The sequence below is a fragment of the Chromobacterium sp. Beijing genome (genome assembly GCF_021496765.1).
In the GTDB taxonomy this organism is placed as follows: Bacteria; Pseudomonadota; Gammaproteobacteria; order Burkholderiales; family Chromobacteriaceae; genus Chromobacterium.
Map to the genome: position 1 here is coordinate 5,360,306 of NZ_CP053750.1, position 21,283 is coordinate 5,381,588.

Genomic DNA, 21,283 nt, shown 5'->3' on the forward strand with positions numbered 1-21,283 from the left:
CATGAAGCGTCGCGTCGTCGTCAGCGGCTATGGTCTGGCCAGCCCCATCGGCAACGATGAGGCAACGGCGCTGAGGGCCTTGCGCAACGGCCGCAGCGGCGTCGCCGCGCGGCCGGATTTCGCCGAGCTCGGCATGAACAGCCGGGCGGCCGGCGCGCCGCGCCGCGACGACATCGCCTTGCCGCCGCGCAAGCTGCAACGCTTCATGGCGGACGCGGCCCTGTACGGCTGGCACGCCGCCCAGCAGGCGATTGCCCATGCGCGGCTGCCGGCTTCCGTCCTGCAACACCCGCGCACCGGCCTGGTCGTCGGTTCCGGCGTGGGCTCCACGGCCAAGCTGAGCGAGGCGATGGCGATTCTGGCCAGCCGCGGCATTCACCGGCTGACACCTTATTACGTGCCGCAGATCATGGGCAACACCGTATCCGCCAATCTGGCCACCCATCTGGGCGTCCAGGGGCTCAGCCTGGGCGTGACCTCCGCCTGCGCCACCTCCGCGCACGCCATCGGCTACGCTTTCGAACAGATTCAGTTCGGCAAACAGGATGTGATGCTGGCGGGCGGAGCGGAAGAAGTGAGCTGGCAATCCGCGGTGCTGTTCGACGTGATGGGCGTGTTGGCCGACGGCGACGCGTCGACGCCGGACACCGCGTCTCGTCCTTATCACGCGGACCGCGACGGCTTCGTCATCGCCGGCGGCGCGGGCGTGCTGGTGTTGGAGGCGCTGGAACACGCGCTGGCGCGCAAAGCCCCCATCATCGCGGAACTGTCCGGTTACGCCGCCTGCAGCGACGGACACAGCATGGTGGCGCCCAGCGGCGCGGGCGCAGAGCGCTGCATGCGGCTGGCGCTGGCGGACGCCGGTCTGGAACGGGTGGACTACATCAATACCCACGCCACCGGCACGCCGCAAGGGGACCGCGTCGAAATCGAGGCAGTCCGGGCCGTGTTCGGCGCCGAGGCCGTGCCCGCCTTCTCCTCCACCAAGGGCCTGACCGGCCACGCGATCGCGGCGGCCGGCGCAATGGAAGCCATCTTCAGCTTGCAGATGATGCGCCACGGTTTTGTCGCCGCCTCGCCGCAATACGGCGAGCTGGACGATTGCCTGGCCGGCCTGCCGTTCGTTCGGCACGCTCGGCCGGCCCAGTTGGGCAGCGTGCTGTGCAACAGCTTTGGTTTCGGCGGCGCCAACGCCTGTCTGGTGTTCTCCCGCGCGGGGCTTTGAGGCCCCGCTTCAGACTTACTTGAGCACCTGCGCCTTCAGCGCCACGCCCGCCATCAAGAAGCCGCTGCCGCACATATATTCCTTGGCGTTGCTGATCTCCTCAGACTTGTAATAACTGCGGATATTGACCACGGCGGAGCCGCCTTCCTTGCGCGCGCGCTCCTGGAACTCCAGCAGCGCGGAAATGAAGGCGCGCTGGCAGGCGGCGGCGTTGTCCTTGCCGAAGCTATTGGTCTTTTTATTGCTCACCCATTCGCCCAGCACCTTGCCTTTGCCGCCGCGGGCAAAGCGGAAGGCGATGTTAGGGTCCAGCTTTTCCTTGGCCAGGTCGCTGTTCAGCGCGTCTTCGATGGACAGCATCAGTTTTTCATCCGCGGCGTGGGCGACGGCGGGCAGCGCCAGCGCGCAGGCCAGCAGCAGAGAGGCGATTCGTTTGTGCAGAGTCATGGGTTTGGCGATTCGGCTGTTAAGAGGCTGATGAACGACGCCGGCGGCGCGTCTGCCGCGCCGCCGCGTCGAATCGAGGCCCCGCAGTGTACTCGCGCGCGCAGCCCATTCCAAAGACAGTATTAACATTGAAACGGCGCGTTTCCGGACGTGACCTTACGCGCGGGCTGCCGCGGCGTCAGTCCTGCGCGGACACTTTCAAGGCCGCGCCTGCAGCGCGTCCAAGCCGTGTTGCAACCACTGCTGCGCCGGCGCCAGCGTCAGGTGCAGCACATTGCAGGGGCAGGGCTGTTCCTTGGCCTGCTCCAGCAGCGCCAATACCGTGCGCAGGCTTTCGTGGCCCTTGCGCAGATCGCGTATGGCGCTGCGCAGGTTTTGCTCGCGGGCGTACAGCCGGCTTTCCAGCCGTTTCAGCGAGGCCGGCGCCACGCTGTTGAACGGACGCAATTCGGAGAGCAGCGTATTCAGGGGAAGAGAGGGAGACAGCAGGGCGCGATAGCGCCGGGTTTGGTGCGTCATCGGAAGGCTCCTATGGCAGGGCCTGCCTTCGCTGCTACGCGGGTACGGCAGGCGAATGACGAGGGTAGCAGACCGGCCATAGCTCCGGCAGGCGCACGAATGCGCCTCCCCGCCAGCGCCTGCCTTTGATAAGGCGGGGACTATGGCGAGGCTATGGCTTTATGAGCTGCTACACCCAAATACCGCGGAATGAGGCGGCACGCGGCGATTGTTACTGATTGGGGATGGAGGGTCAAGCCAGCGGCTTTGGAGGGGGGCAAGGCCTGCAAGCAGGCGCGGCCGACGGCTCCGGGGAGAAGTAGCGCCGCCAGAAAGCTTCGCGGCAGGTGCTGTTGAAGCTGATATGGCCGGGCTGGATGGCGTCGCCGGACGGCTGGCGGACGACTTCGTAACGAATCCAGCACTCGGCGCAGGCGGCCTCGGCCGGGTAATCGTCCTGTTCCGTCGTCCGCTGGATCATTGCGCCATCGTCGAAAACATAGGTGGACTGTTCCGCGACTACCGTATAACCCTGATCCGTCCAACGGTTCCGGCTTGAGCCGTCCAGGCGCGCGCGGCGCGGGGAGGGCGCGTTCAGGATGGCGTTGACGTAGTTGACCAGATGATTCATGCGGCTGCGGCTTGGACAGGTGCGGAAGGCTGTAATGGTAGGCGCAAACGGGGCGAAGAACAAAACAAAAAAGCCCTTGATTTCTCAAGGGCTTAATTGCTTGGTCTGGCGGAGAGGGAGGGATTCGAACCCTCGGTACGCTCGCACGTACGCCTGATTTCGAGTCAGGTACATTCGACCACTCTGCCACCTCTCCGACTCAGAGTGGGGCATTCTATTGGGCAAGGGATTACCTGTCAATAGCCTTGTCGCAGCTAGCCATAAAAAACGCCGCCCTGAGGGGCGGCGCGTTCAACGGAGCAGACCATGCTCAGTGTTTTTTCAGCTCGCCTTCCCACTTGGCCACCACCGCGGTGGCGATGGAGTTGCCCACCACATTGGTGGCGGAGCGGCCCATGTCCAGGAAGTGGTCGATGCCCAGCAAGAGCAGCAAGCCGGCTTCCGGAATGTTGAACTGGGCCAGGGTGGCGGCGATCACCACCAGCGAGGCGCGCGGCACGCCGGCCATGCCCTTGGAGGTGAGCATCAGGATCAGCAGCATGGAGATTTCCTGCGCCAGCGTCAGATCGATGCCGTAAGCCTGGGCGATGAAGATGACGGCGAAAGTGCAGTACATCATCGAGCCGTCCAGGTTGAAGGAGTAGCCCATCGGCAGCACGAAGCTGGCGATCTTGTTGGAGCAGCCGAAGCGCTCCAGCTGTTCCAGGGTCTTGGGGTAGGCGGCTTCGGAACTGGCGGTGGTGAAGGACAGCAGCAGCGGTTCGCGCATCATGCCCATCAGCTTGAGCACGCGCGGGCCGATGAACATCGCGCCGGCCAGGATCAGCAGGCCCCACAGGATGCCGATGGACAGGTAGAACTCCGCCATGAACTTGCCGTAGGTGGCGAGAATGCTCAGGCCTTCCTTGGCCACGGTGGCGGCGATGGCGCCGAACACGGCCAGCGGCGCGAACAGCATCACGTAGCTGGTCACTTTCAGCATCACGTGGGCCACCACGTCAATGGTGTCGATCAGCAGCTTGGCGCGGTCGCCCAAAGCGGCCATCGCGCAGCCGAAGAACACCGAGAACACCACGATCTGCAGAATCTCATTGGTGGCCATCGCTTCAAACACGCTCTTGGGAATGGCGTGGGTGACAAAGTCCTTCACCGACAGCGCGCCGGCCTGGATGCCGCTGGTGGCGTGGGTGTCCGGCAGCGGCAGGTTGAGCGCCAAACCCGGCTTGAGCAGGTTGACCATGATCAGGCCCAGGGTCAGGGACATCAAGGACGCGCTGATGAACCAGAGCATGGTCTTGCCGCCGATGCGGCCCACGGTCTTGGCGTCGCCCATCTTGGCGATGCCAACGATCAGGGTGGATACCACCAAGGGCGCGATGATCATCTTGATCAGGCGCAGGAAGATGTCGGTCAGGATGGAGATATTGCTGGCGAAGGCTTTGATGTCGGCTTCGCTGGCGGCGTTCTCGCGATAGAGATAGCCGGTGATGATGCCCAGCACCAGGCCGATGAGGATCAGCCCTGTGAGTTTTTTCGACTGCATTGAGAAGTTCCTACCTGTATTTGAGAGCGTTTTGATAACAACACGGCAAGTTCGCAATGAAACAATGCCGGCGCCGGTCCGGTGGAGGGAGCAGCCGCTTCGTGTGTGTCAAGGTTGCCGATGTAGTGGCCTGCCTACGTTATTGTTGTTTGATTTTATTGGCATTGCTGCCAGTTGTAGGACAGTTGTTGACCTATTTAGGGGTGGGATTATAGTGAATTAGCGAACGCTTGTCTTTGTTGTATTTCGAGTCTTGAATTTCGCAGCGGAGTGTGTGTTGCGGAAACGAATGATGATGAACTTGCCATCGGGATGAAGGGCCGCCCCGGCGCCTTGCGGCGGCGGCCCGGTGTTTCAGTGGTGGATGTCCAGCGTGACGTCGCCGCGTTCCTCGGCCACGGTTTCCAGAATTTCCAGAATGGTGGCGTAAAGGTCCACGCCCAGCGCCTTGCGCGCTTCCTCGGTTTCGCGCCAGACGATCTCGAAGGGGCCCGTCACGTCTTTGGCCAGGCTGTCGTACAGCGCGTCCAGATTGCGGCCGAAGTGGGCCGGCAGGAGCAACTGGCGGCTCAGCTCGTCAAACAGCTGGTCCAGGCTCTTGATGTGGTGCAGTTCGCAAACTTTCACTGGCATGGTGGCACCTCGATGAAGCGGTTGTAGTGGTCTACGGTGACGAAACGCTGGCCGGAACCGGAGAACACGATGCGGTAAGCGCCGCGCTTGCCCCCTTTATAGTTCAGATCGGCTTCCTGCCATTGCCCCTTGGGCAGACGTTTTTCGTAATTGCCGAAACGGTCGCCGCCTATGGATTTGCCGTTGAGGCCGGGCACGCTCCACAGGCTGCGGCCGGGCTGCCAGCCGGCGTTCTTGGCCTGGCGCTTGTTGATGAATTGCGCCGGCAGCTGGCCGTTCTTGCCCAACTGGCTCAGCACCGCGCTCAGCTCGTTCTGGTTGAGCTTGTTGCCGGCTTGCTGATTGACTTGGACCGCCACCAGCGAGCATTGCGGCAAGGCCCAGGCGGCGGGGGCGGCGATCAGACAGGCCAGCGCCAACAGGCGCGATAGACGTGGAATCATTGGGCTTGCTCCAGAGGCAGGGATTCAACCGGGTGGTCGGCGCCTATCAGCAGCGGCAGGATGCGGCGCATGCCGGCGCTGTCGGCGTCGGTGGTGATGAAGCGGTAGGCCGGGGCGACGGCGGGCGCGGCGTCCGGCAGCAAGGAGGCCACGCGCCGGGCGATGGCCTCGGCCGGGTCGTACAAGGCGATGCCGTCGCCGGTCAGTTCGCGGATCAGCGGCTCCAGAAACGGGTAATGGGTGCAGCCCAGCGCGATGTGGTCGATGCGCTCGTCAAGTAGCGGCCGCACTACGGCCGCCACCAGTTCGCGCGTGCGCGGGCTGTCCAGCTCGCCGGCCTCCACTTGCTCCACCCAGCCCGCGCCCACGCGGCGCAGCACTTCAACGTGGCCGGCGTGGGTGTCCAGCAGTTTGCGCACCCGCTCGCTTTGCAGCGTGGCCTGGGTGGCCAGCACGGCGATGCGGCCGGTGCGGCTCATGGCCGCCGCCGGCTTGATCGCCGGCTCTATGCCCACCAGCGGGATGGAAAGCTCGCGGCGCATGGCGGCGATGCCGGCGGTGGTGGCGGTGTTGCAGGCCACCACCAGCAGGGTGGCGCCTTGTTCTTGCAGATAGCGGCCCATTCTGACGCTGCGCTCGGCGATGTCGCTGTGGCTGCGTTGGCCGTAGGGGCAGTAGGCCTGATCGGCCAGATAGGTGATGCCCCAGCCGGGCAGCGCGGCGCGCACGGCCTTCCATACCGAAAGGCCGCCGAGGCCGGAGTCGAACATCGCGATCATGATGCGTTTGTCAGTTGTTCTGGATGACGATCTTGGGGAATTTGCCGGAGAAGTCCTGGGCTTTCTCGCCCACCTTCACCGCCACTTTGCGGGCGATGGCCTTGTACAGTTCCGCCACCTTGCCGTCCGGGTCGGCCGCCACCGTGGGGGTGCCGCCGTCCGCCGCCAGGCGGATGCCCATGTCCAGCGGCAGGGAGCCCAGCACGTCCACGCCGAAGTCCGCCGCCATCCGCGCCGCGCCGCCTTCGCCGAAGATGTGTTCGGCGTGGCCGCAGTGGGAGCAGACGTGGATGGCCATGTTCTCCACCATGCCCAGGATGGGGATGCCCACTTTCTGGAACATGGTGACGCCCTTGCGCGCGTCCAGTAGCGCGATGTCTTGCGGGGTGGTGACGATGACGGCGCCGGTGACCGGCACTTTTTGAGACAGCGTCAGCTGGATGTCGCCGGTGCCCGGCGGCATGTCGATCACCAGATAGTCCAGATTGTCCCAGCGGGTGTCGTTGAGCAGCTGTTGCAGCGCCTGGCTGACCATGGGGCCGCGCCAGACCATGGCCTGGTCCGCGTCCACCAGATAGCCGATGGACATGGTCTGCACACCGTGGCTTTCCAGCGGCTTCAGGCTTTTGCCGTCCGGGGTTTCCGGACGCTGACCCTGCAAGCCCATCATCAGCGGCTGGGACGGGCCGTAGATGTCGGCGTCCAGGATGCCGACGCGCGCGCCTTCCGCGGACAGCGCCAGCGCCAGGTTGGCCGCGGTGGTGGATTTGCCCACCCCGCCTTTGCCGGAGGCGACGGCGATCACGTTCTTGACGCCGGAGAGCAGTGGCACGCCGCGCTGGGCGGAGTGGCTGGTGATCAGGCTGCCCACGCGCACGCTGAGTTTGCGTTGCTCGGCCAGCGGCACCAGCGCGGCTTCAAAGCGCAGGCGAACCGGTTCGTGCTGGCTGTTGGCCGGATAGGCCAACACCACGTCCAGCGACAGTTCGGCGTCGCTGATCTTGATGTTTTTCACCGCCTTGGCGGCGACGAAGGGTTTGCCGGTGTTGTCGTCGATCAGGCTGGACACGGCTTCCAGCACTTGAGCATCGCTGAGTGACATGCTGTTTTCGGTTCCCGGTGAGGACTGGAAAAGGCGGGTGAGCTTGGAGAGCATGGGGAGGACATCCGTTGAATCTTTGGCTGTCCGGCAGTTTACCCCAACTTGCCCGCGCTGGCATCGGCGCGGGCGGGCGGGGGCTGCCGGCCTGGCTTATTTGACCACGTTGCCGGCGACATTGAGCACGTCCCAGGTGCGGGCGAAGGGCGGCGCGTAGCAGAAGTCCATCATGCCCAGTTCGCGCGCGCTGACGCCCTTGGCGATGGCCACCGCCAGCGCGTCCAGCCGATGCACCACATCGCCGTTGCGGCCTATCATCTGCGCGCCCAGCAGCCGCCGGCTGCCGGTTTCGTAGCAGAGTTTGACGTGGACTTCCGCCTGGCCCGGCACGTAGTTGGTGTGGTTCTTGTCCTTGACCAGCACGCTTTGGCAATCAAAGCCGGCGGCGCGCGCCTGGGCTTCGGACAAGCCGGTGCGCGCGGCGTCCAGCGACAGCACCCGCACCGCGGCGGAGCCCAGGGTGCCCGGGTAGGCCTGGCGGCCGCCGGCCAGGTTCTCGCCCACCAGCCGGCCCAGCTTGTTGGCCCCGGTGGCCAGCGCCACGTAGACCGGTTGGCCGGTGAGCTGATGCGGCGCGGCGGCGCAGTCGCCGGCGGCGTAGATGTCCGGCAGGCTGGTTTCGCCGTAGGCGTTGACCACGATGGCGCCGTTGCCCAGGCGCTGCAGGCCGGCGTCGGCGGCAAAGGCGGTGTTGGGGCGTATGCCTATGCTCAGCACCACCAGGTCGGCCGGGTATTCGCCGCGCTCGGTGAGCACGCTTTGCACCGCGCCGTCGCCGCGCAGCGCGGTGACGGCCTCGGACAGGTGCAAGGCCACGCCGTGTTCGCGCAGCTCCTGCTCCATCAGGCCGGTGATTTCAGCGTCGAAGGCATCCGGCATCACCCGTTCCGCCAGCTGGATCAGCCGCACGCGCTTGCCCAGGCGGACCATGGCTTCGGCTAACTCCAGGCCGATGAAGCCGGCGCCGATGATGGCGACTTCGCGCACTTCCTCGCGGGCTGCGGCCGCGCGCAGCGCCAGGCCGTCTTCCATCACCCGCAGCGTATGCACGCCCGGCAAGTCCAGGCCCGGCAGCGGTGGGCGGATTTCGCTGGCGCCGGTGGCGATCATCAGCTTGTCGTAAGCGGCGTCGAAGGCTTCGCCGTCCGCCAGCCGGCGCACGCGCACCCGTTTGGCGGCGGGGTCTATGCTCAGCGCCTGGTGGCCGGTGTGCACGCGGATATTGCGCTTGGCGAAGTCTTCCACGCTGAATTCGGCCATATAGCCGGGCTCGTCGAACTCGCCGCCGACGAAGTAGGGCAGGCCGCAAGCGCCGAAAGAGATGATGTCGGACATTTCGTAGACGTCGATTTCAGCTTGCGGCGCGCTACGGCGCGCCTTGGCCGCTGCGCTCATGCCGGCGGCTTCGCCGCCGATGATGACGATTTTCATAGTGTGTTCCCGTCCGGGTTGTTGCTGTGCCGCATTGTGGGGCAGTTGGCGGCTTTAATGGAAAAACCGCCTAGTATGCTGGATTTACAGGTTGTAAATAGGCATTCCCAGGCGGTTTTCAAGGCGGAGTCTCGCGCCGCTTGTTAAGCCATTTCTTCGTCCAGGTTGATCTCGCGGTCGCTATTGAACACCTGCATATCGGTCTGGCCCAGCAGGCGGCTCGTCACGGTGCCGGCGGTGATGGAGCCGCTGACGTTGAGCGCGGTGCGGCCCATGTCGATCAAGGGTTCGATCGAGATCAGCAGGCCGGCCAGCGCTACCGGGAAGTCCAGCGCGGACAGCACGATCAGCGCGGCGAAGGTGGCGCCGCCGCCAACACCGGCCACGCCGAAGGAACTGATGGTGATGATGGCGATTAGCGGCACGATGAAGTGCAGATCCATCGGATTGACGCCCACGGTGGGGGCGATCATCACCGCCAGCATGGCCGGGTAGATGCCGGCGCAGCCGTTCTGACCGATGGTGGCGCCGAAGGAGGCGGCGAAATTGGCGATGCCGTCCGGAATGCCCAGCAGCTTGTTCTGGGTGGCCACGTTCATTGGGATGGAGCCGGCGCTGGTGCGCGAGGTGAAGGCGAAGGTCAGCACCGGGATCACTTTTTTAGTCCAGCGCAGCGGATTGACGCCGGCCAGGCCCACCAGCAGCAGGTGCACGGCGAACATCAGCAGCATCGCGCCGTAGGAAGCCAGCACGAAGTTGATCAGGTTGACGATGTCGGCCCAGCTGGAACCGGACACCACCTTGGTCATCAGCGCGAATACGCCGTAAGGGGTCAGGCGCAGCACCAGGGTCACCATCCGCATCACGATGGCCTGGGCCACGGCGATGAAATGGCTGAAGCTGGCGAACAGCTCGGGTTTTTTGCGGGCGATGCCGGTGGCGGACAGGCCGATCAGCACCGAGAAGATCACCACCGCGATGGTGGAGGTCTTGCGCGCGCCGGTCATGTCCAGGAAGGGGTTGGCCGGCAGGAAGTCCAGCACCAGCTTGCTGAAGGACAAGTCCTCCACCGTGCTCAGGTTCTTCACCAGCGATTCGCCGCGCGCCACCTCGGCGGCGCCGGCGGTCAGACCCTCGGCGCTGAGGCCGAACAGATTGGCCATCAGAATGCCGGCGCCGGCGGCGAGCATGGTGGTGAACAAGAGCACGCCCAGGGTGGCGGCGCTGATCTTGCCCAGCGAGGAGCCGCCTTCCAGCTTCAGCAGTGCGGCGATGATGGACACCATGATCAGCGGGATCACGATCATCTGCAGCAGCTTGACGTAGCCGGAGCCGATGATTTCGCACAGTTCCAGGCAGGCGGCCAGCGCCGGCGAGCCGGGTTGGGCCAGCCATTGCAGCGCGGCGCCGAAGGCGACGCCCAGCGCCAGGCCGGTGAAGACCCGCTTGGTGAAGGAGACGTGAGTGCGTTGCTGCTGCCACAGCAGCGCCAACAAGGCCAGCGTGACGGCTAGCGTGGCGATGACGGTCAAGGTCATGGGAAACCCCTTAATCTATTGGTTTTGTCGTCCGGTTCCGCTGGCCGCCCGGGCCGGCTTGGCGTCAAAGCGCAGGGGCGGGTTTTGGGGTGGGGCGGCGAGCTGGGCTCAGCGTAGCGACGGCGCGGCGTCGGCATTTTGAGCGAGGTCAGACGAGCTTGGAATCCTGATAAAAAAGCTTCGCCCGGCGGGGCGCCGCTGGCGGGAGCCCGCACGGCCGCGCCGGGGAATACGGCGAAAAGCGGCGATTTTACCGATATTCCCCGCGCTTTACTCATATTAATAAGCATAAGCTTATTGATTGTTTTTCTATCAATCGCGCCGTGGCGCCGAGCCGGAGCGATCGACGATGGCTTGGCCGGCGCCTGCGCGCTCGTCTCGCTTCTCTTGGCGGGGGCGTGGGGTGTTTGAGTTGCAAATTGCTGTTTTTATTGTGTTTGTGGCAAAAATTGCTTTGCGCGCTAGGCTTTCTGCAGGTACAATTGCGCCCCTTTTTCGCTTTATTTGGCCCTTGTCCGTCCGGCCGCATGGGCAAGCGCGCCGCTTGCCGGTCTCAGAAAGGCTGCATCTCCCTAATGTCCGCTCTACACGCAAAGCTTAGCCGTTCCAATCTATTGTTTCCGCTGGCCCTGGTTCTGTTCGAATTCGCCGTCTACATCTGCAACGACATGGTGCAGCCGGCCATGTTGGCGGTCACCCGGGAATTCCTGGTCGACGCCTCCTGGGTGCCGGCGTCCATGACCGCCTTCCTGCTGGGCGGCGCGCTGCTGTCCTGGCTGACCGGACCTCTGTCCGACCGCATCGGCCGCCGGCCGGTGCTGCTGTTCGGCGTCGCCTACTTCACCGTGACCTGCCTGGCCACCTATCTGGTGAACTCCATCGAGGCCTTCATCGCGCTGCGTCTGCTGCAGGGCATTGGCCTGTGCTTCATCAACGCCGTCGGTTACGCCGCGGTGCAGGAAGCCTTTGAAGAAAAAGCCGCGGTCAAGGTCACCGCCTTGATGGCCAATGTGGCGCTGATCGCGCCGCTGGCCGGCCCGCTGGCCGGCGCCGCGCTGATGGAGCTGGCGCCGTGGCGCACCAGCTTCCTGCTGATCGCCGCGCTGTCCTTCCTGGCCTTGCTGGGCCTGATCTGGAAAATGCCGGAAACCACCCAGCCCAGCCACGAGAAACTGCCGCTGGCGCAGATGGGCCGCGATTATCTGAAAGTGTTCGGCAACGGCCGCTTCGTGCTGTCCGCGCTGTGCATCCCGCTGCTGGCGCTGCCGCTGATGGGCTGGATCGCCATGTCGCCGGTGCTGTTGGTGAATGATCTGCACATGAGCGCGCTGGAATACGGCCTGATGCAGCTGCCGGTGTTCGGCGGCCTGATCGCCGGCAATTTGGCGCTGGTGCTGGTGGCCGGCCGCTGGCCGCTGGGCCGTTCCGCGCTGATCGGCATGTGGCCCATCGTGATCGGCCTCAGCCTGATGCTGTCCGGCGTGCTGTTGTCCGCGCATCCGCAATACTTCATGGTGGCCGGCATGACGCTGATGGCTTTCGGCGAAGGCCTGGCGTTTGGCGTGCTCTACCGTTTCGCGCTGATGTCCTGCGACGCCGCCGGCAAGGGCACGGTGTCCGCCAGCATGAGCATGCTGTCCATGGCCGGCTACGCGCTGGGCGTGGAGCTGTTCCGCATCGCTTACCAGCAGGCCGGCATGCTCGGCTTCGCCTGCCTGTCGCTGGCCTTCTCGCTGGCCTATGTGCAGGTGGCGCGCCGCACCGTGCGCGGGCCATGCTGGAGCGCGCGCAACAGGCCGAGGCCAAGCAGCCGGAACTGGCCAATCAGGCTTCCTGAGCCCGAACCCGGCCCCGCTGGCACAGCCCGGCCCGCATGCGCGGCCGGGCTTTGTCTTGATGGCCGCCGTTTCCCGGATATCCGTCGTGACCGCCGGGGGCGACTGCCTCTATAATCGATCGTTTCAGATCGCACCTTTGGAACAATCCTAATGAGCAAACGCAAGATTCTGGTGACCAGCGCACTGCCTTACGCCAACGCGGGGCTGCATCTGGGTCACATGCTGGAACAGATTCAGACCGATATCTGGGTGCGCTTCCAGAAGATGCGCGGCCACGAATGCTATTACGTCTGCGCCGACGACACCCACGGCGCCCCCATCATGCTGGCGGCGGAAAAACAGGGCATCACCCCGGAACAGCTGGTGGACAGCGTGCGCGAACTGCACCTGGCGGATTCCCAGGGCTTCCTGATCGGCCACGACAACTACTACAGCACCAACAGCCCGGAGAACAAGGCGCTGGCGGAGCAGGTGTATCTGGCCTTGAAAGCCGACGACAAGATCGCCTGCCGCACCATCGAGCAGTTGTTCGACCCGGAAAAGCAGATGTTCCTGCCGGACCGCTTCGTCAAGGGCGAATGCCCCAAGTGCAGCGCCAAGGATCAATACGGCGACAACTGTGAAGTCTGCGGCGCCACTTACAACCCCACCGAACTGAAGAACCCGTACTCGGCGGTGTCCGGCGCCAAGCCGGTGCTGAAAACCTCCGAGCACTATTTCTTCCGTCTGGGCGAGTGCGCCGACTTCCTCAAGCAATGGACCGGCGGCGGCAGCGTGCGCGCCGACGGCGCGACCCAGCCGCATTTGCAGCCGGAATCGTTGAACAAGATGAACGAGTGGATTTCCGGCGGCCTGCAGGACTGGGACATCAGCCGCGACGCGCCGTACTTCGGCTTCGAAATCCCCGGCGCGCCGGGCAAGTACTTCTATGTGTGGCTGGACGCGCCCATCGGCTACATGGCCAGCTTCAAGAACCTGTGCGATCGCAGCGGCCTGAATTTCGACGAGTGGTTCGGCAAGGACAGCCGTACCGAGATGTACCACTTCATCGGCAAGGACATCCTGTACTTCCACGCGCTGTTCTGGCCGGCGATGCTGAACTACTCCGGCCTGCGCGCGCCCACCGGCGTGTTCGCCCACGGCTTCCTCACCGTGGACGGGCAGAAGATGTCCAAGTCGCGTGGCACCTTCATCCAGGCCAAGAGCTATCTGGATTGCGGGCTGAATCCGGAGTGGATGCGCTATTACATCGCCGCCAAACTGAACGGCCGCATCGAAGACATCGATCTGAACCTGAACGACTTCGTCGCGCGGGTGAATTCCGATCTGGTGGGCAAGTTCGTCAACATCGCCAGCCGCTCCGCCGGCTTCATCGCCAAGCGTTTTGACGGCATGCTGGCCAGCCAGGTCAGCGACGGCGACATCCTCGCCAAGCTGCAGGCCGCCGCCGATGAACTGGCCGCCGCCTTTGAGGCGCGCGAATACGCCAAGGCGCTGCGCGACGTGATGGCGCTGGCGGACGTGGTCAACGCCTACGTGGACGCCAACAAGCCGTGGGAACTGGCCAAGCAGGAAGGCCAGGACGCGCGCTTGCAGGAAGTCTGCACCGTGCTGATCAACGCCTTCCGCCTGCTCACCATTTACCTGAAGCCGGTGCTGCCCAAGCTGGCCGAAGGCGTGGAAGCCTTCCTCGACGTGGCGCCGCTCGCCTGGAGCGACGCCGCCAACCTGCTGCTGGGCAAGAAGATCCACGCCTACCAGCACCTGATGCAGCGCATCGACCCGGTGCTGATCGACAAACTGATAGAAGCGAACAAACAGAATATGCAAGCCACCGCAGACACCCCGGCCGCCGCTCAATACGAGCCGCTGGCCGAAACCATCAAGATCGACGACTTCGCCAAGCTGGACCTGCGCATCGGCAAGGTGCTGGAGTGCAACTTTGTCGAAGGCTCGGACAAACTGCTGCAGTTCACCGTGGATATGGGCTTTGAGAAGCGCAACATCTTCTCCGGCATCCGCAAGGCTTATCAGGAGCCGGAAAAACTGGTGGGCCGCAATGTGGTGGTGGTGGCCAATCTGGCCGAGCGCAAGATGCGCTTCGGCGTATCGCAAGGCATGATCGTCTGCGCTTCCGGCCAGGACGACAGCGAAGGCCTGTTCTTGCTGGACGCCGATCAAGGCGCCAAGCCGGGCATGCGCATAGGCTGAGCCGGTAGTTCCTAATCCTGACTGTTCTTTTTACTAGTTGGGTCCCGCGGCCCCTGCTGTCATATTGGCATGCAGGGGCCGCGTCATTTCGCGGCCCCGAAACCTTCACCGGGCTGTCATCTGAGGCTGTTACATTCACTGCAAGCCAAATGCGAAACATTCTCGTCCGGCTGGCGGAACTTTTGAAAATATGGTATGTCTCTAGATGAAATGAATTTTGAACAACCCAAAAAAAAGAAAAAGGAATGAACCATCATGAAAATTTCTCAACTGAAACCCGGCTACAAAATCCTTGAGCACAAGGACAGCGGCTCTACCATGCATTACGAAGTGGTCAGCATTCGACAGGTTGGCAAGATGTTTGAAGTGACTTTCAAGTCCGCCTTGGGCTTGGCCAGCGCCTTGTATCCCGCCAACGCCTTCATTCAGGCGGCCGCCTGATGCCACTCCCCTGCGTTTGTCCATTCCATTGCGCAGATTACAGATGAAGCCCCGCAAAATGCGGGGCTTTGTTTTTGGCCCGTCCTTTTTCTCCCCCTGCGAAAAACTCAAGTCAGGCAGTTGACGTTTCGATGCAAATTGTTCATGCTTTTTGCATTTGAAGGCGGAGGCGCCGTGCCGAAACGCGCAAAACTGATACTGGAAATCATCGTCAATTTCCTGCTGCCCTGGTTGTGCTACCGCTATGGCGAGCCGCGCTGGGGCGAAGCCGGGGCGCTGATGTTTTCCGCCTTGCCGCCGGTGCTGTGGAGCGTGATCGAGCTGTTGCGCTTCCGGCGCGTGGACGCTTTGAGCCTGCTGGTGTTGCTGGGCATAGGCTTGTCCTTGCTGGCCATGCTGCTGGGCGGCGACGCGCGCCTGCTGTTGCTGCGCGAGTCCCTGATCACCGGTTTGATCGGCTGCGGCTTTCTGCTGTCCCTGGCGCTGCGTCGGCCGCTGGTGTTCTATCTGGCGCGGGCGACCTTGGCGCGGGAATCGGAGCAGGGGCGGGAACGGTTCGAACAACTATGGCGCGCGGATGGCTTCAGGCGCGCCATCCAGCAAATGACGCTGTGGTGGGGCTTGGGCTTGAGCCTGGAGGCGGGCGGGCGCGCTTATCTGGCCTGGACCTGGCCGGTGGAGCGTTTTCTGCTGGTGGCGCCCTTCATCAGCTACGGCGTGATGGGCGGGCTGTGCCTGATGACCTTGCTGTATAGGCGGAAGATGCGCCGCGAAGCCGCCGTGGCCATGGCCGCGCTTTGAAGCGGATCGCGGGCGAATAGACAAAAAAAAGGGCCGCAAAAGCGGCCCTGAAGTTCCGTGATGAACACTTAGGAGGAAAGACACGGCTGCTTGTTTTGCGGCTTCGCTGGCAGTCGAAACCGCAGCGGCAATGTCTTCCAAAATGCACAAGATCGCGCCCGCATCGGCAGCGCCTGTTGGCAGACAGGCGGCTGACTTCTCGGGCCGCAATCGCTCGGGGAGAACGACTGCGCTGACCTTGAGTTCACTTTAGACGGTCTTTGTTGATCAGGTGTGTGGTAGTAAAGATCAACTGTTAACAAGTATGAATCGTCTTGGTGCGAACTTTCCCCGCATCAGAAATCTTTTTTTCCAAAACGCTTGACCAGAAAAACGGGGCGGGGTATAGTTCGCTCCTCTGCACGAAACACAGCAGACAGATCAGACGCGGGGTGGAGCAGTCTGGTAGCTCGTCGGGCTCATAACCCGAAGGTCGTAGGTTCAAATCCTGCCCCCGCAACCAAGTTAAAAAACCCGAAGCCAAACGGCTTCGGGTTTTTTGCGTTTTACTTTCCTTCTCGATTAAGCCAGTTCGTTCAACTGCCGGAAAATATCTTCCAGCTTCAGTTGCAAGGGCTCCAGCAGCGCCTGCACTCCGGGGCCGGACAGCGCCCGGTCTTCATGATGGCCTAGCAGGCCGGCCAAGGTGGCCAGCGCGGCGTTGACTCCGCTCAGTTCCACCAGATTTTGCTCCAGCGTCTTTTCCACTTGCGCCAACGCGTGTTCCAATTGCGGCCATTCCGGCTGCGGCTCCCGCCGCAGCTGCTCCAGGTTCTGGCGGAGCAGTGTCAGCATCGGAATCGTCGCCGGCATGCTTGGGGATGGGCGTAAGGCGGCTTGGTCCATGAGTTTGCCTTTCAAATGCCGCTGACGGCGCCCAGTCGTTCACAGGGCGGGTAGGCCAGCATGAATGTCCGGAAAAATTTCAGGAAGGCGGTTTCCGCGACGCTGAGGCTGCGCTCGCGATGCCACATCAGGTAGATGTCGATATCGGCGACGCCTTGTTCCGGCGGCAGCCGCCATAAGCGCTGCTGCACAATGTCGTTGGCGACGCTATGTTCCGGCAGCGCGCCGATGCCGTAGCCGGCGAAGATCATGCGGCGAATCTCGTCCAGGCTGGGAGAACTGGCGACGATGCGGCCGGTGAAGCCGGCTTGTTCGCGGAAAATGGTCAGCGGAGACAGGCAGTCGCCCAGTTGATCGCTGGAAAAGCTGACGAAGTTTTCCGTCAGCAGATCGGTCAGTTGCAAGTCCATTTCGCCAAATAGCCTGTGATGCCGGCCGCAATACAGCGCAAAGCGCTGCGGGAAAATACAGACTTGCTCCAGTTTGTCCACGGCGAAGCGGGACAGGCTCAGGCCCAGGCCGGCTGTTTTCTGCTGCAGCGAGTTGATGATGTCGGCGCTGCGCATCACGTCAATGCGCAAGTCCACGCGTGGATGGCAGCGATGGAATTCGGCCAGACATTTGTCGTAGACGGCTGATTCGATGCGGCTGATGGTCAGCAGGACCACCAGGCCGGCGACATCGTGGTGATGGGGCGTTTGCTGCAAGCCAAGTTGCAGCCGGGAGACCGCTCCGCGCACTTCGCCGGCGATGCGATAAACCTCCTCCCCGGCCTTGGTCAAGGCGAAGTGCTGCGGCGAGCGCTGGCTGATCAGGCGCATGTTCAGATGTTCTTCCAGTCTTTGCAAGGAGCGGCTGATCGCCGGCTGAGTCAGGTGCAGGCGGGCGGCGGCGCGGCTGATGCCGCGCTCTTCGACGATGACCAGATAGGTGCGCAGCAGGTTCCAGTCCAGGGTGTCGTTAAGCCGGCCGAAGACGGCTTCCACAGTGTTGGCGCGCTTTTCCATGCGAGGCCTCTCGCGCTCAGGGCCGCAGCAGGCCGGAGAAGAACTGTCCGGCGTTGCGGCCCAGGCTGTCCAGGTGATAGCCGCCTTCCTGCACGATGACGGTGGGAAGGCGCAATTGAGCGATCCGCCGACCCAGGCGGGCGAAGCCGGGGCTGCTGAAGGCGATTTTGGATTGTGGGTCCTCCTGGTAGATGTCGAAGCCCAGCGACAGCACAAGGACGTCGGCCTGGAAGCGGTGGATTGCGGCACAGGCCGGTTCCAGTTGTCGGAAGAAGGCCTCTTCATCGCTGCCATGGGGCAGGGGCAGGTTCAGATTGTGACCCTGGCCGGCGCCTGCGCCGCATTCGTCGGCGAAGCCGGCCACCACCGGGTAGAAATTGGTGGGATCGCCGTGGATGGAGACGAATAGCGTGTCGTCGCGCGCATAGAAGATGTCCTGAGTGCCTTGGCCGTGGTGCATGTCGGTGTCCAGGATGGCGATGCGAGGGCAGGCGGGGCGCAGGCTTTCCGCGGCGATGGCGGCATTGTTCAGATAACAGAAACCGCCGGCGCCGTCGGGACGGGCATGATGGCCGGGCGGGCGACACAAGGCGTAGGCGAAGCGTTCTCCCGCCTGGACGGCCGCCGCGGCCGAAACCGCGCTCTGGGCCGACCAATATGCGGCCAGCCAGGTGTCGGCGCCAATCGGGCAGCTGCCGTCCAGCTGGTGTTTGGCGGCTTGGGCCAGGATGCCGCGGCCGGCGTTGGGCGAACGCACAAAGATATTGGATATCAGTTCATCGCCCCATTCGCCCTGGCCGGCGGCAAGCCAGGCCTCGTGCCCGTGCTGGAGGAATTCAAGGTAGTCGCGCTGATGCACCGCTTCGAGAGGGGCCATGCCGTGGTCGGCGGGCTCGTGGAGCGGGAATTGCCATTGACGCACCGCGGACAATAGGGCGTCGATGCGCTGCGGCACTTCCTGCGCTTGGCGCATTTGGCCGCGAGACAGATAGCTTTGCGGTTGATGCCGGCGTTGCAGCGGATGGAAAAAAGTTTTCATGAGGCGTTGTCCTGTGCGTTGGCGCGAGCCAGCACGGCGTGGAGCAGCACATTGGCGCCCATGGCCGCATGCTCGGGTTCGATGGATTCGGCTTCGTTATGACTGATGCCGTCGCGGCAGGGGATGAAGACCATGGCGCTGGGACAGTGGCGAGCCAGCACGATGGCGTCGTGGCCGGCGCCGCTGACGATGTCTTGGTGGGGATAGCCCAGCCGGGCGGCGGCCTCGGCCAGCAAGCGCTGGCAGCCGGCGTCGAACGGGGTGGGCGGGGCATGCCATAGCGTTTCGATGCGGGCGGCGATGCCGCGCGCCTGCGCGACGCCGCGGATCCGCTCGCAGATGTCGTTGGCCATGAGCTGCAGGCCGGCGGCGTCCGGGTGGCGCAAGTCCAGGCTGAATTGAACCTTGCCCGGCACGGTGTTGCGCGAAGGTTTGCCTATCGTCAGCTGGCCGCAAGTCCACAAGGCTTGCGGGTAGCGGCTGGGCGCGTCGTTCTCCCATTGCGTCAGGATGGCGGCCGCCGCCTGCAGCGCGTCCCTGCGGTATGTCCGAGGGGTGGTTCCGGCGTGGGCGCCGGCGCCTTCAAGCTCCGCCTCCAGCCACAAGATGCCTTGTCCGCCGCTGACCACGCCGATCGGCAGCCGCCGCGACTCAAGAACCGGGCCTTGTTCGATGTGCGCTTCGAAATAGGCGTCCGGCATGGGGCCGGGCGTTGCGCGCGGGCCCTGACAGCCGCTGGCCTGCAAGGCGGCGGCCAGCGTGACGCCCTGGCTGTCGGCGGCGCGCAGCGCCTGTTCCAGCGGCAATTCGCCGGCAAACACAGAGGAGCCGAGCATGGCGGGCGCGAAGCGCGCGCCTTCTTCATTGGTCCAGCAGGCGATCTCGAGCGGACGTCGCGTTTCGACATCATGGTCGTTCAGCGCGCGAATCACTTCCAAGGCGGCCAGCACGCCGTAGACGCCGTCAAAATTGCCGCCTTCCGGCTGGCTGTCCAGATGGCTGCCCATCATCACCGGCGCCAGTTCGGCGCAGCGTCCCCGGCGGCGGGCGAAGAGATTGCCGACGGCGTCGCTCTCCAGGCTCAGGCCGGCTTGCTGGCACCAAGTGGAGAACTGCCGCCGGGCGGCGACATCCTCGGCGCTGAGTGCCAGGCGGCAGACGCCGCCGCGGCCGGTGGCGCCGATTTGAGACATGGCAAGCAGGCTTTGCCATAGGCGGGCGGAGTCTATGTTCAGCATGGAGGGGCCCCTCAGGCTTGGTCTGCATGGAGGTGGCGCAGGCGGTCCAGCGCCACGACGGACAGCAGGGAGACGGCGGACATCAGTGAATAGAATATCGCCAGCGGCCACCATTCGCCGTGGTAGCGCTGGGCCAGCATGGTGCCTATCAAAGGCGTCAGACCGCCGGCGATGGCGCCGCAGACTTGGTAGGACAGGGAGATGGCGGTATAGCGCACCCGGGTTTCGAAGATACCGCTGACGAAGCCGGCGATCACCGAGTAAAAGCTGGCCATGCAAATCACGCAGATGGCGATGCCCATCACCATCAACCAGGCATTGCCGCTGGCCGCGCCTTGCTTGACCAGCACGAACATCGGATAGGGGGACAGGATGGCCAGCGCCGCGGCGATTTTCAGGAAGCGGGCGGCGCCGAATCTTTGGCCCAGCCAGGCGGCCAGCGGCTGGATGGCGAATTGAATGAAGGCGACGTAGAACAGACAGGCCAGAATCGCGGATTTGGCCAGGCCCAGGTATTCGGTGGTGAACACGATCATGAAGGTGTTGGTGAAATAGACGCCGGCAATGCCTATGGTGTTGGCGCCTATGCACAACAGCAGCAAGGGCCAGGCCTTACGAACCACCTCCAACAGCGGCGCGGCGCTGGCGGCCCGCTGTTGGCGGCTGGTTTCAAACTCGGGGGATTCGTTCACGCCCAAGCGAATCAGCAGGCCGATCAGCAGCAGGCCGGCGCTAGCGAGGAAGGGCAGCCGCCAGCCGTAGTCCAGCATGGCCTGCGGCTCCATGGCGGTGACCCACTTGAAGGCCAGCAAGGACAGGATCAAGCCGGCCGGGCTGCCGAGTTGGGCAAAGGAGGCGAACAAGGTGCGGCGTTGGCGGCCGGCGTGTTCGCCGGCGATCAGCACCGCGCCGCCCCATTCTCCGCCTACGGCGACGCCTTGCAGCACCCGCAACGCCACCAGCGCGACGGGCGCCCAAAGGCCGATCTGCTGGTAGGTAGGCAATAGGCCGATGCAGACGGTGGCGATCCCCATCAGCATCAGGGTGATGACCAGGGACTTTTTGCGGCCCAGCCTGTCTCCCAGGTGGCCGAAGACGATGCCGCCGAGGGGACGGGCGAAAAAGCCGACGGCGAAGGTGCCAAGCGCGGCCATGCGGCTGAGAAAGGGATCGCCGGGAGGGAAGAACAACTGGCCGAACACCAGGGCGGCGGCGGTGCCGTAGATGTAGAAGTCGTACCATTCGATCATGGTGCCGACAAAGGCGGCCAGTCCGGCGCGCGCCGGTTGACGGGCGCCTGGGGCAAGCTGCCCGGATTTGCTATTACCTGAAATAATATTTTCCATGTCGGTGGTCCGCCCTTGGGAGAGGGTTGATCGTATTGCCGGCAAGGTGAATTTATTGCGCACAGAGCAGGTGTCGTCAAATCATCAATATGCATCCAGGCTATTACTGTGGTTCATATTTTTCCGGCGTCCTCGTCGTCGGCGGTGTCG

At 63.7% G+C, this 21,283-nt stretch carries 20 protein-coding genes and 2 tRNA genes; 6 read left to right on the forward strand and 16 right to left on the reverse strand.

The window, feature by feature from the left end; translation table 11 throughout:
- Window position 1: 1 nt before the first annotated feature.
- Window positions 2-1,225 carry a beta-ketoacyl synthase N-terminal-like domain-containing protein gene (locus HQN78_RS25160; RefSeq protein WP_235087114.1) on the forward strand — a complete coding sequence of 408 codons (1,224 nt, stop codon included), beginning with the start codon at window positions 2-4 and terminating at the stop codon, window positions 1,223-1,225.
- Window positions 1,226-1,240: 15 nt separating this feature from the next.
- Here the strand turns inward: HQN78_RS25160 and HQN78_RS25165 are convergent, their stop codons facing one another.
- The 11 genes from HQN78_RS25165 to HQN78_RS25215 all read right to left on the reverse strand — a co-directional run bounded on the left by HQN78_RS25165 (window position 1,241) and on the right by HQN78_RS25215 (window position 10,327).
- A complete protein-coding gene (locus tag HQN78_RS25165) occupies window positions 1,241-1,672 on the reverse strand; it encodes an excinuclease ATPase subunit (protein ID WP_235087116.1) in 432 nt (143 codons plus the stop codon).
- Window positions 1,673-1,870: 198 nt separating this feature from the next.
- Entirely contained in the window at window positions 1,871-2,191 is a 321-nt protein-coding gene (locus HQN78_RS25170) for a DUF1484 family protein (RefSeq protein WP_235087118.1), read from the reverse strand.
- Between the two features lie 232 nt (window positions 2,192-2,423).
- Window positions 2,424-2,801, reverse strand: coding sequence for a hypothetical protein (locus tag HQN78_RS25175; RefSeq protein WP_107800318.1), 378 nt, complete (start codon window positions 2,799-2,801; stop codon window positions 2,424-2,426).
- A 106-nt stretch (window positions 2,802-2,907) separates the two neighbouring features.
- Window positions 2,908-2,997, reverse strand: a tRNA-Ser gene (locus tag HQN78_RS25180).
- 114 nt (window positions 2,998-3,111) lie between these two features.
- A complete protein-coding gene (locus HQN78_RS25185; protein WP_107800317.1) occupies window positions 3,112-4,344 on the reverse strand; it encodes a dicarboxylate/amino acid:cation symporter in 1,233 nt (410 codons plus the stop codon).
- Between the two features lie 354 nt (window positions 4,345-4,698).
- A complete protein-coding gene (locus tag HQN78_RS25190; protein ID WP_107800316.1) occupies window positions 4,699-4,977 on the reverse strand; it encodes a barstar family protein in 279 nt (92 codons plus the stop codon).
- Window positions 4,968-5,420: a ribonuclease domain-containing protein gene (locus HQN78_RS25195; RefSeq protein ID WP_235087120.1), complete on the reverse strand. Its 453-nt coding sequence runs from the start codon at window positions 5,418-5,420 to the stop codon at window positions 4,968-4,970. The genes HQN78_RS25190 and HQN78_RS25195 overlap by 10 nt, the downstream gene beginning before the upstream one ends.
- The gene (gene murI / locus HQN78_RS25200; protein ID WP_235087122.1) at window positions 5,417-6,199 is read right to left on the reverse strand and encodes a glutamate racemase; all 783 of its coding nucleotides are present in this window, start codon (window positions 6,197-6,199) and stop codon (window positions 5,417-5,419) included. The genes HQN78_RS25195 and murI overlap by 4 nt, the downstream gene beginning before the upstream one ends.
- A 10-nt stretch (window positions 6,200-6,209) precedes the next feature.
- Complete coding sequence (gene apbC / locus HQN78_RS25205; protein ID WP_235087126.1) at window positions 6,210-7,301, reverse strand: iron-sulfur cluster carrier protein ApbC; 1,092 nt, start codon at window positions 7,299-7,301, stop codon at window positions 6,210-6,212.
- Between the two features lie 150 nt (window positions 7,302-7,451).
- Window positions 7,452-8,789, reverse strand: a complete 1,338-nt coding sequence (locus HQN78_RS25210; RefSeq protein ID WP_235087128.1) for a CoA-disulfide reductase — start codon at window positions 8,787-8,789, stop codon at window positions 7,452-7,454.
- A gap of 143 nt (window positions 8,790-8,932) precedes the next feature.
- Complete coding sequence (locus tag HQN78_RS25215; protein ID WP_235087131.1) at window positions 8,933-10,327, reverse strand: L-cystine transporter; 1,395 nt, start codon at window positions 10,325-10,327, stop codon at window positions 8,933-8,935.
- A gap of 575 nt (window positions 10,328-10,902) precedes the next feature.
- Between HQN78_RS25215 and HQN78_RS25220 the strand changes: the two genes are divergently transcribed.
- From HQN78_RS25220 to HQN78_RS25240, 5 genes are all read left to right on the forward strand, one after another.
- A complete protein-coding gene (locus HQN78_RS25220) occupies window positions 10,903-12,279 on the forward strand; it encodes an MFS transporter (protein ID WP_235087133.1) in 1,377 nt (458 codons plus the stop codon).
- A 36-nt stretch (window positions 12,280-12,315) separates the two neighbouring features.
- Window positions 12,316-14,376: a methionine--tRNA ligase gene (gene metG / locus HQN78_RS25225; protein ID WP_235087135.1), complete on the forward strand. Its 2,061-nt coding sequence runs from the start codon at window positions 12,316-12,318 to the stop codon at window positions 14,374-14,376.
- A 255-nt stretch (window positions 14,377-14,631) separates the two neighbouring features.
- Complete coding sequence (locus HQN78_RS25230) at window positions 14,632-14,817, forward strand: hypothetical protein (protein WP_019103612.1); 186 nt, start codon at window positions 14,632-14,634, stop codon at window positions 14,815-14,817.
- A gap of 174 nt (window positions 14,818-14,991) precedes the next feature.
- Complete coding sequence (locus tag HQN78_RS25235) at window positions 14,992-15,618, forward strand: VC0807 family protein (RefSeq protein ID WP_227104622.1); 627 nt, start codon at window positions 14,992-14,994, stop codon at window positions 15,616-15,618.
- Between the two features lie 425 nt (window positions 15,619-16,043).
- A tRNA-Met gene (locus HQN78_RS25240) sits at window positions 16,044-16,120 on the forward strand.
- A gap of 59 nt (window positions 16,121-16,179) precedes the next feature.
- Here the strand turns inward: HQN78_RS25240 and HQN78_RS25245 are convergent.
- The 5 genes from HQN78_RS25245 to HQN78_RS25265 all read right to left on the reverse strand — a co-directional run bounded on the left by HQN78_RS25245 (window position 16,180) and on the right by HQN78_RS25265 (window position 21,133).
- Complete coding sequence (locus HQN78_RS25245) at window positions 16,180-16,452, reverse strand: DUF1484 family protein (protein WP_235087137.1); 273 nt, start codon at window positions 16,450-16,452, stop codon at window positions 16,180-16,182.
- A gap of 62 nt (window positions 16,453-16,514) precedes the next feature.
- The gene (locus tag HQN78_RS25250; protein WP_235087139.1) at window positions 16,515-17,510 is read right to left on the reverse strand and encodes a LysR family transcriptional regulator; all 996 of its coding nucleotides are present in this window, start codon (window positions 17,508-17,510) and stop codon (window positions 16,515-16,517) included.
- A gap of 16 nt (window positions 17,511-17,526) precedes the next feature.
- Window positions 17,527-18,549, reverse strand: a complete 1,023-nt coding sequence (locus HQN78_RS25255; protein ID WP_235087142.1) for a histone deacetylase family protein — start codon at window positions 18,547-18,549, stop codon at window positions 17,527-17,529.
- Window positions 18,546-19,787: a Zn-dependent hydrolase gene (locus HQN78_RS25260; RefSeq protein WP_235087144.1), complete on the reverse strand. Its 1,242-nt coding sequence runs from the start codon at window positions 19,785-19,787 to the stop codon at window positions 18,546-18,548. The genes HQN78_RS25255 and HQN78_RS25260 overlap by 4 nt, the downstream gene beginning before the upstream one ends.
- An 11-nt stretch (window positions 19,788-19,798) precedes the next feature.
- Complete coding sequence (locus HQN78_RS25265) at window positions 19,799-21,133, reverse strand: MFS transporter (RefSeq protein ID WP_235087147.1); 1,335 nt, start codon at window positions 21,131-21,133, stop codon at window positions 19,799-19,801.
- Window positions 21,134-21,283: the final 150 nt, after the last annotated feature.

Coding starts and splice junctions, on each gene's coding strand:
- HQN78_RS25160 (WP_235087114.1), top strand. CDS start 2: ATGAAGCGTCGCGTCGTCGTCAGCGGCTATGGTCTGGCCAGCCCCATC.
- HQN78_RS25165 (WP_235087116.1), bottom strand. CDS start 1,672: ATGACTCTGCACAAACGAATCGCCTCTCTGCTGCTGGCCTGCGCGCTG.
- HQN78_RS25170 (WP_235087118.1), bottom strand. CDS start 2,191: ATGACGCACCAAACCCGGCGCTATCGCGCCCTGCTGTCTCCCTCTCTT.
- HQN78_RS25175 (WP_107800318.1), bottom strand. CDS start 2,801: ATGAATCATCTGGTCAACTACGTCAACGCCATCCTGAACGCGCCCTCC.
- HQN78_RS25185 (WP_107800317.1), bottom strand. CDS start 4,344: ATGCAGTCGAAAAAACTCACAGGGCTGATCCTCATCGGCCTGGTGCTG.
- HQN78_RS25190 (WP_107800316.1), bottom strand. CDS start 4,977: ATGCCAGTGAAAGTTTGCGAACTGCACCACATCAAGAGCCTGGACCAG.
- HQN78_RS25195 (WP_235087120.1), bottom strand. CDS start 5,420: ATGATTCCACGTCTATCGCGCCTGTTGGCGCTGGCCTGTCTGATCGCC.
- murI (WP_235087122.1), bottom strand. CDS start 6,199: ATGATCGCGATGTTCGACTCCGGCCTCGGCGGCCTTTCGGTATGGAAG.
- apbC (WP_235087126.1), bottom strand. CDS start 7,301: ATGTCACTCAGCGATGCTCAAGTGCTGGAAGCCGTGTCCAGCCTGATC.
- HQN78_RS25210 (WP_235087128.1), bottom strand. CDS start 8,789: ATGAAAATCGTCATCATCGGCGGCGAAGCCGCCGGCATGAGCGCAGCG.
- HQN78_RS25215 (WP_235087131.1), bottom strand. CDS start 10,327: ATGACCTTGACCGTCATCGCCACGCTAGCCGTCACGCTGGCCTTGTTG.
- HQN78_RS25220 (WP_235087133.1), top strand. CDS start 10,903: ATGTCCGCTCTACACGCAAAGCTTAGCCGTTCCAATCTATTGTTTCCG.
- metG (WP_235087135.1), top strand. CDS start 12,316: ATGAGCAAACGCAAGATTCTGGTGACCAGCGCACTGCCTTACGCCAAC.
- HQN78_RS25230 (WP_019103612.1), top strand. CDS start 14,632: ATGAAAATTTCTCAACTGAAACCCGGCTACAAAATCCTTGAGCACAAG.
- HQN78_RS25245 (WP_235087137.1), bottom strand. CDS start 16,452: ATGCTGACACTGCTCCGCCAGAACCTGGAGCAGCTGCGGCGGGAGCCG.
- HQN78_RS25250 (WP_235087139.1), bottom strand. CDS start 17,510: ATGGAAAAGCGCGCCAACACTGTGGAAGCCGTCTTCGGCCGGCTTAAC.
- HQN78_RS25255 (WP_235087142.1), bottom strand. CDS start 18,549: ATGAAAACTTTTTTCCATCCGCTGCAACGCCGGCATCAACCGCAAAGC.
- HQN78_RS25260 (WP_235087144.1), bottom strand. CDS start 19,787: ATGCTGAACATAGACTCCGCCCGCCTATGGCAAAGCCTGCTTGCCATG.
- HQN78_RS25265 (WP_235087147.1), bottom strand. CDS start 21,133: ATGGAAAATATTATTTCAGGTAATAGCAAATCCGGGCAGCTTGCCCCA.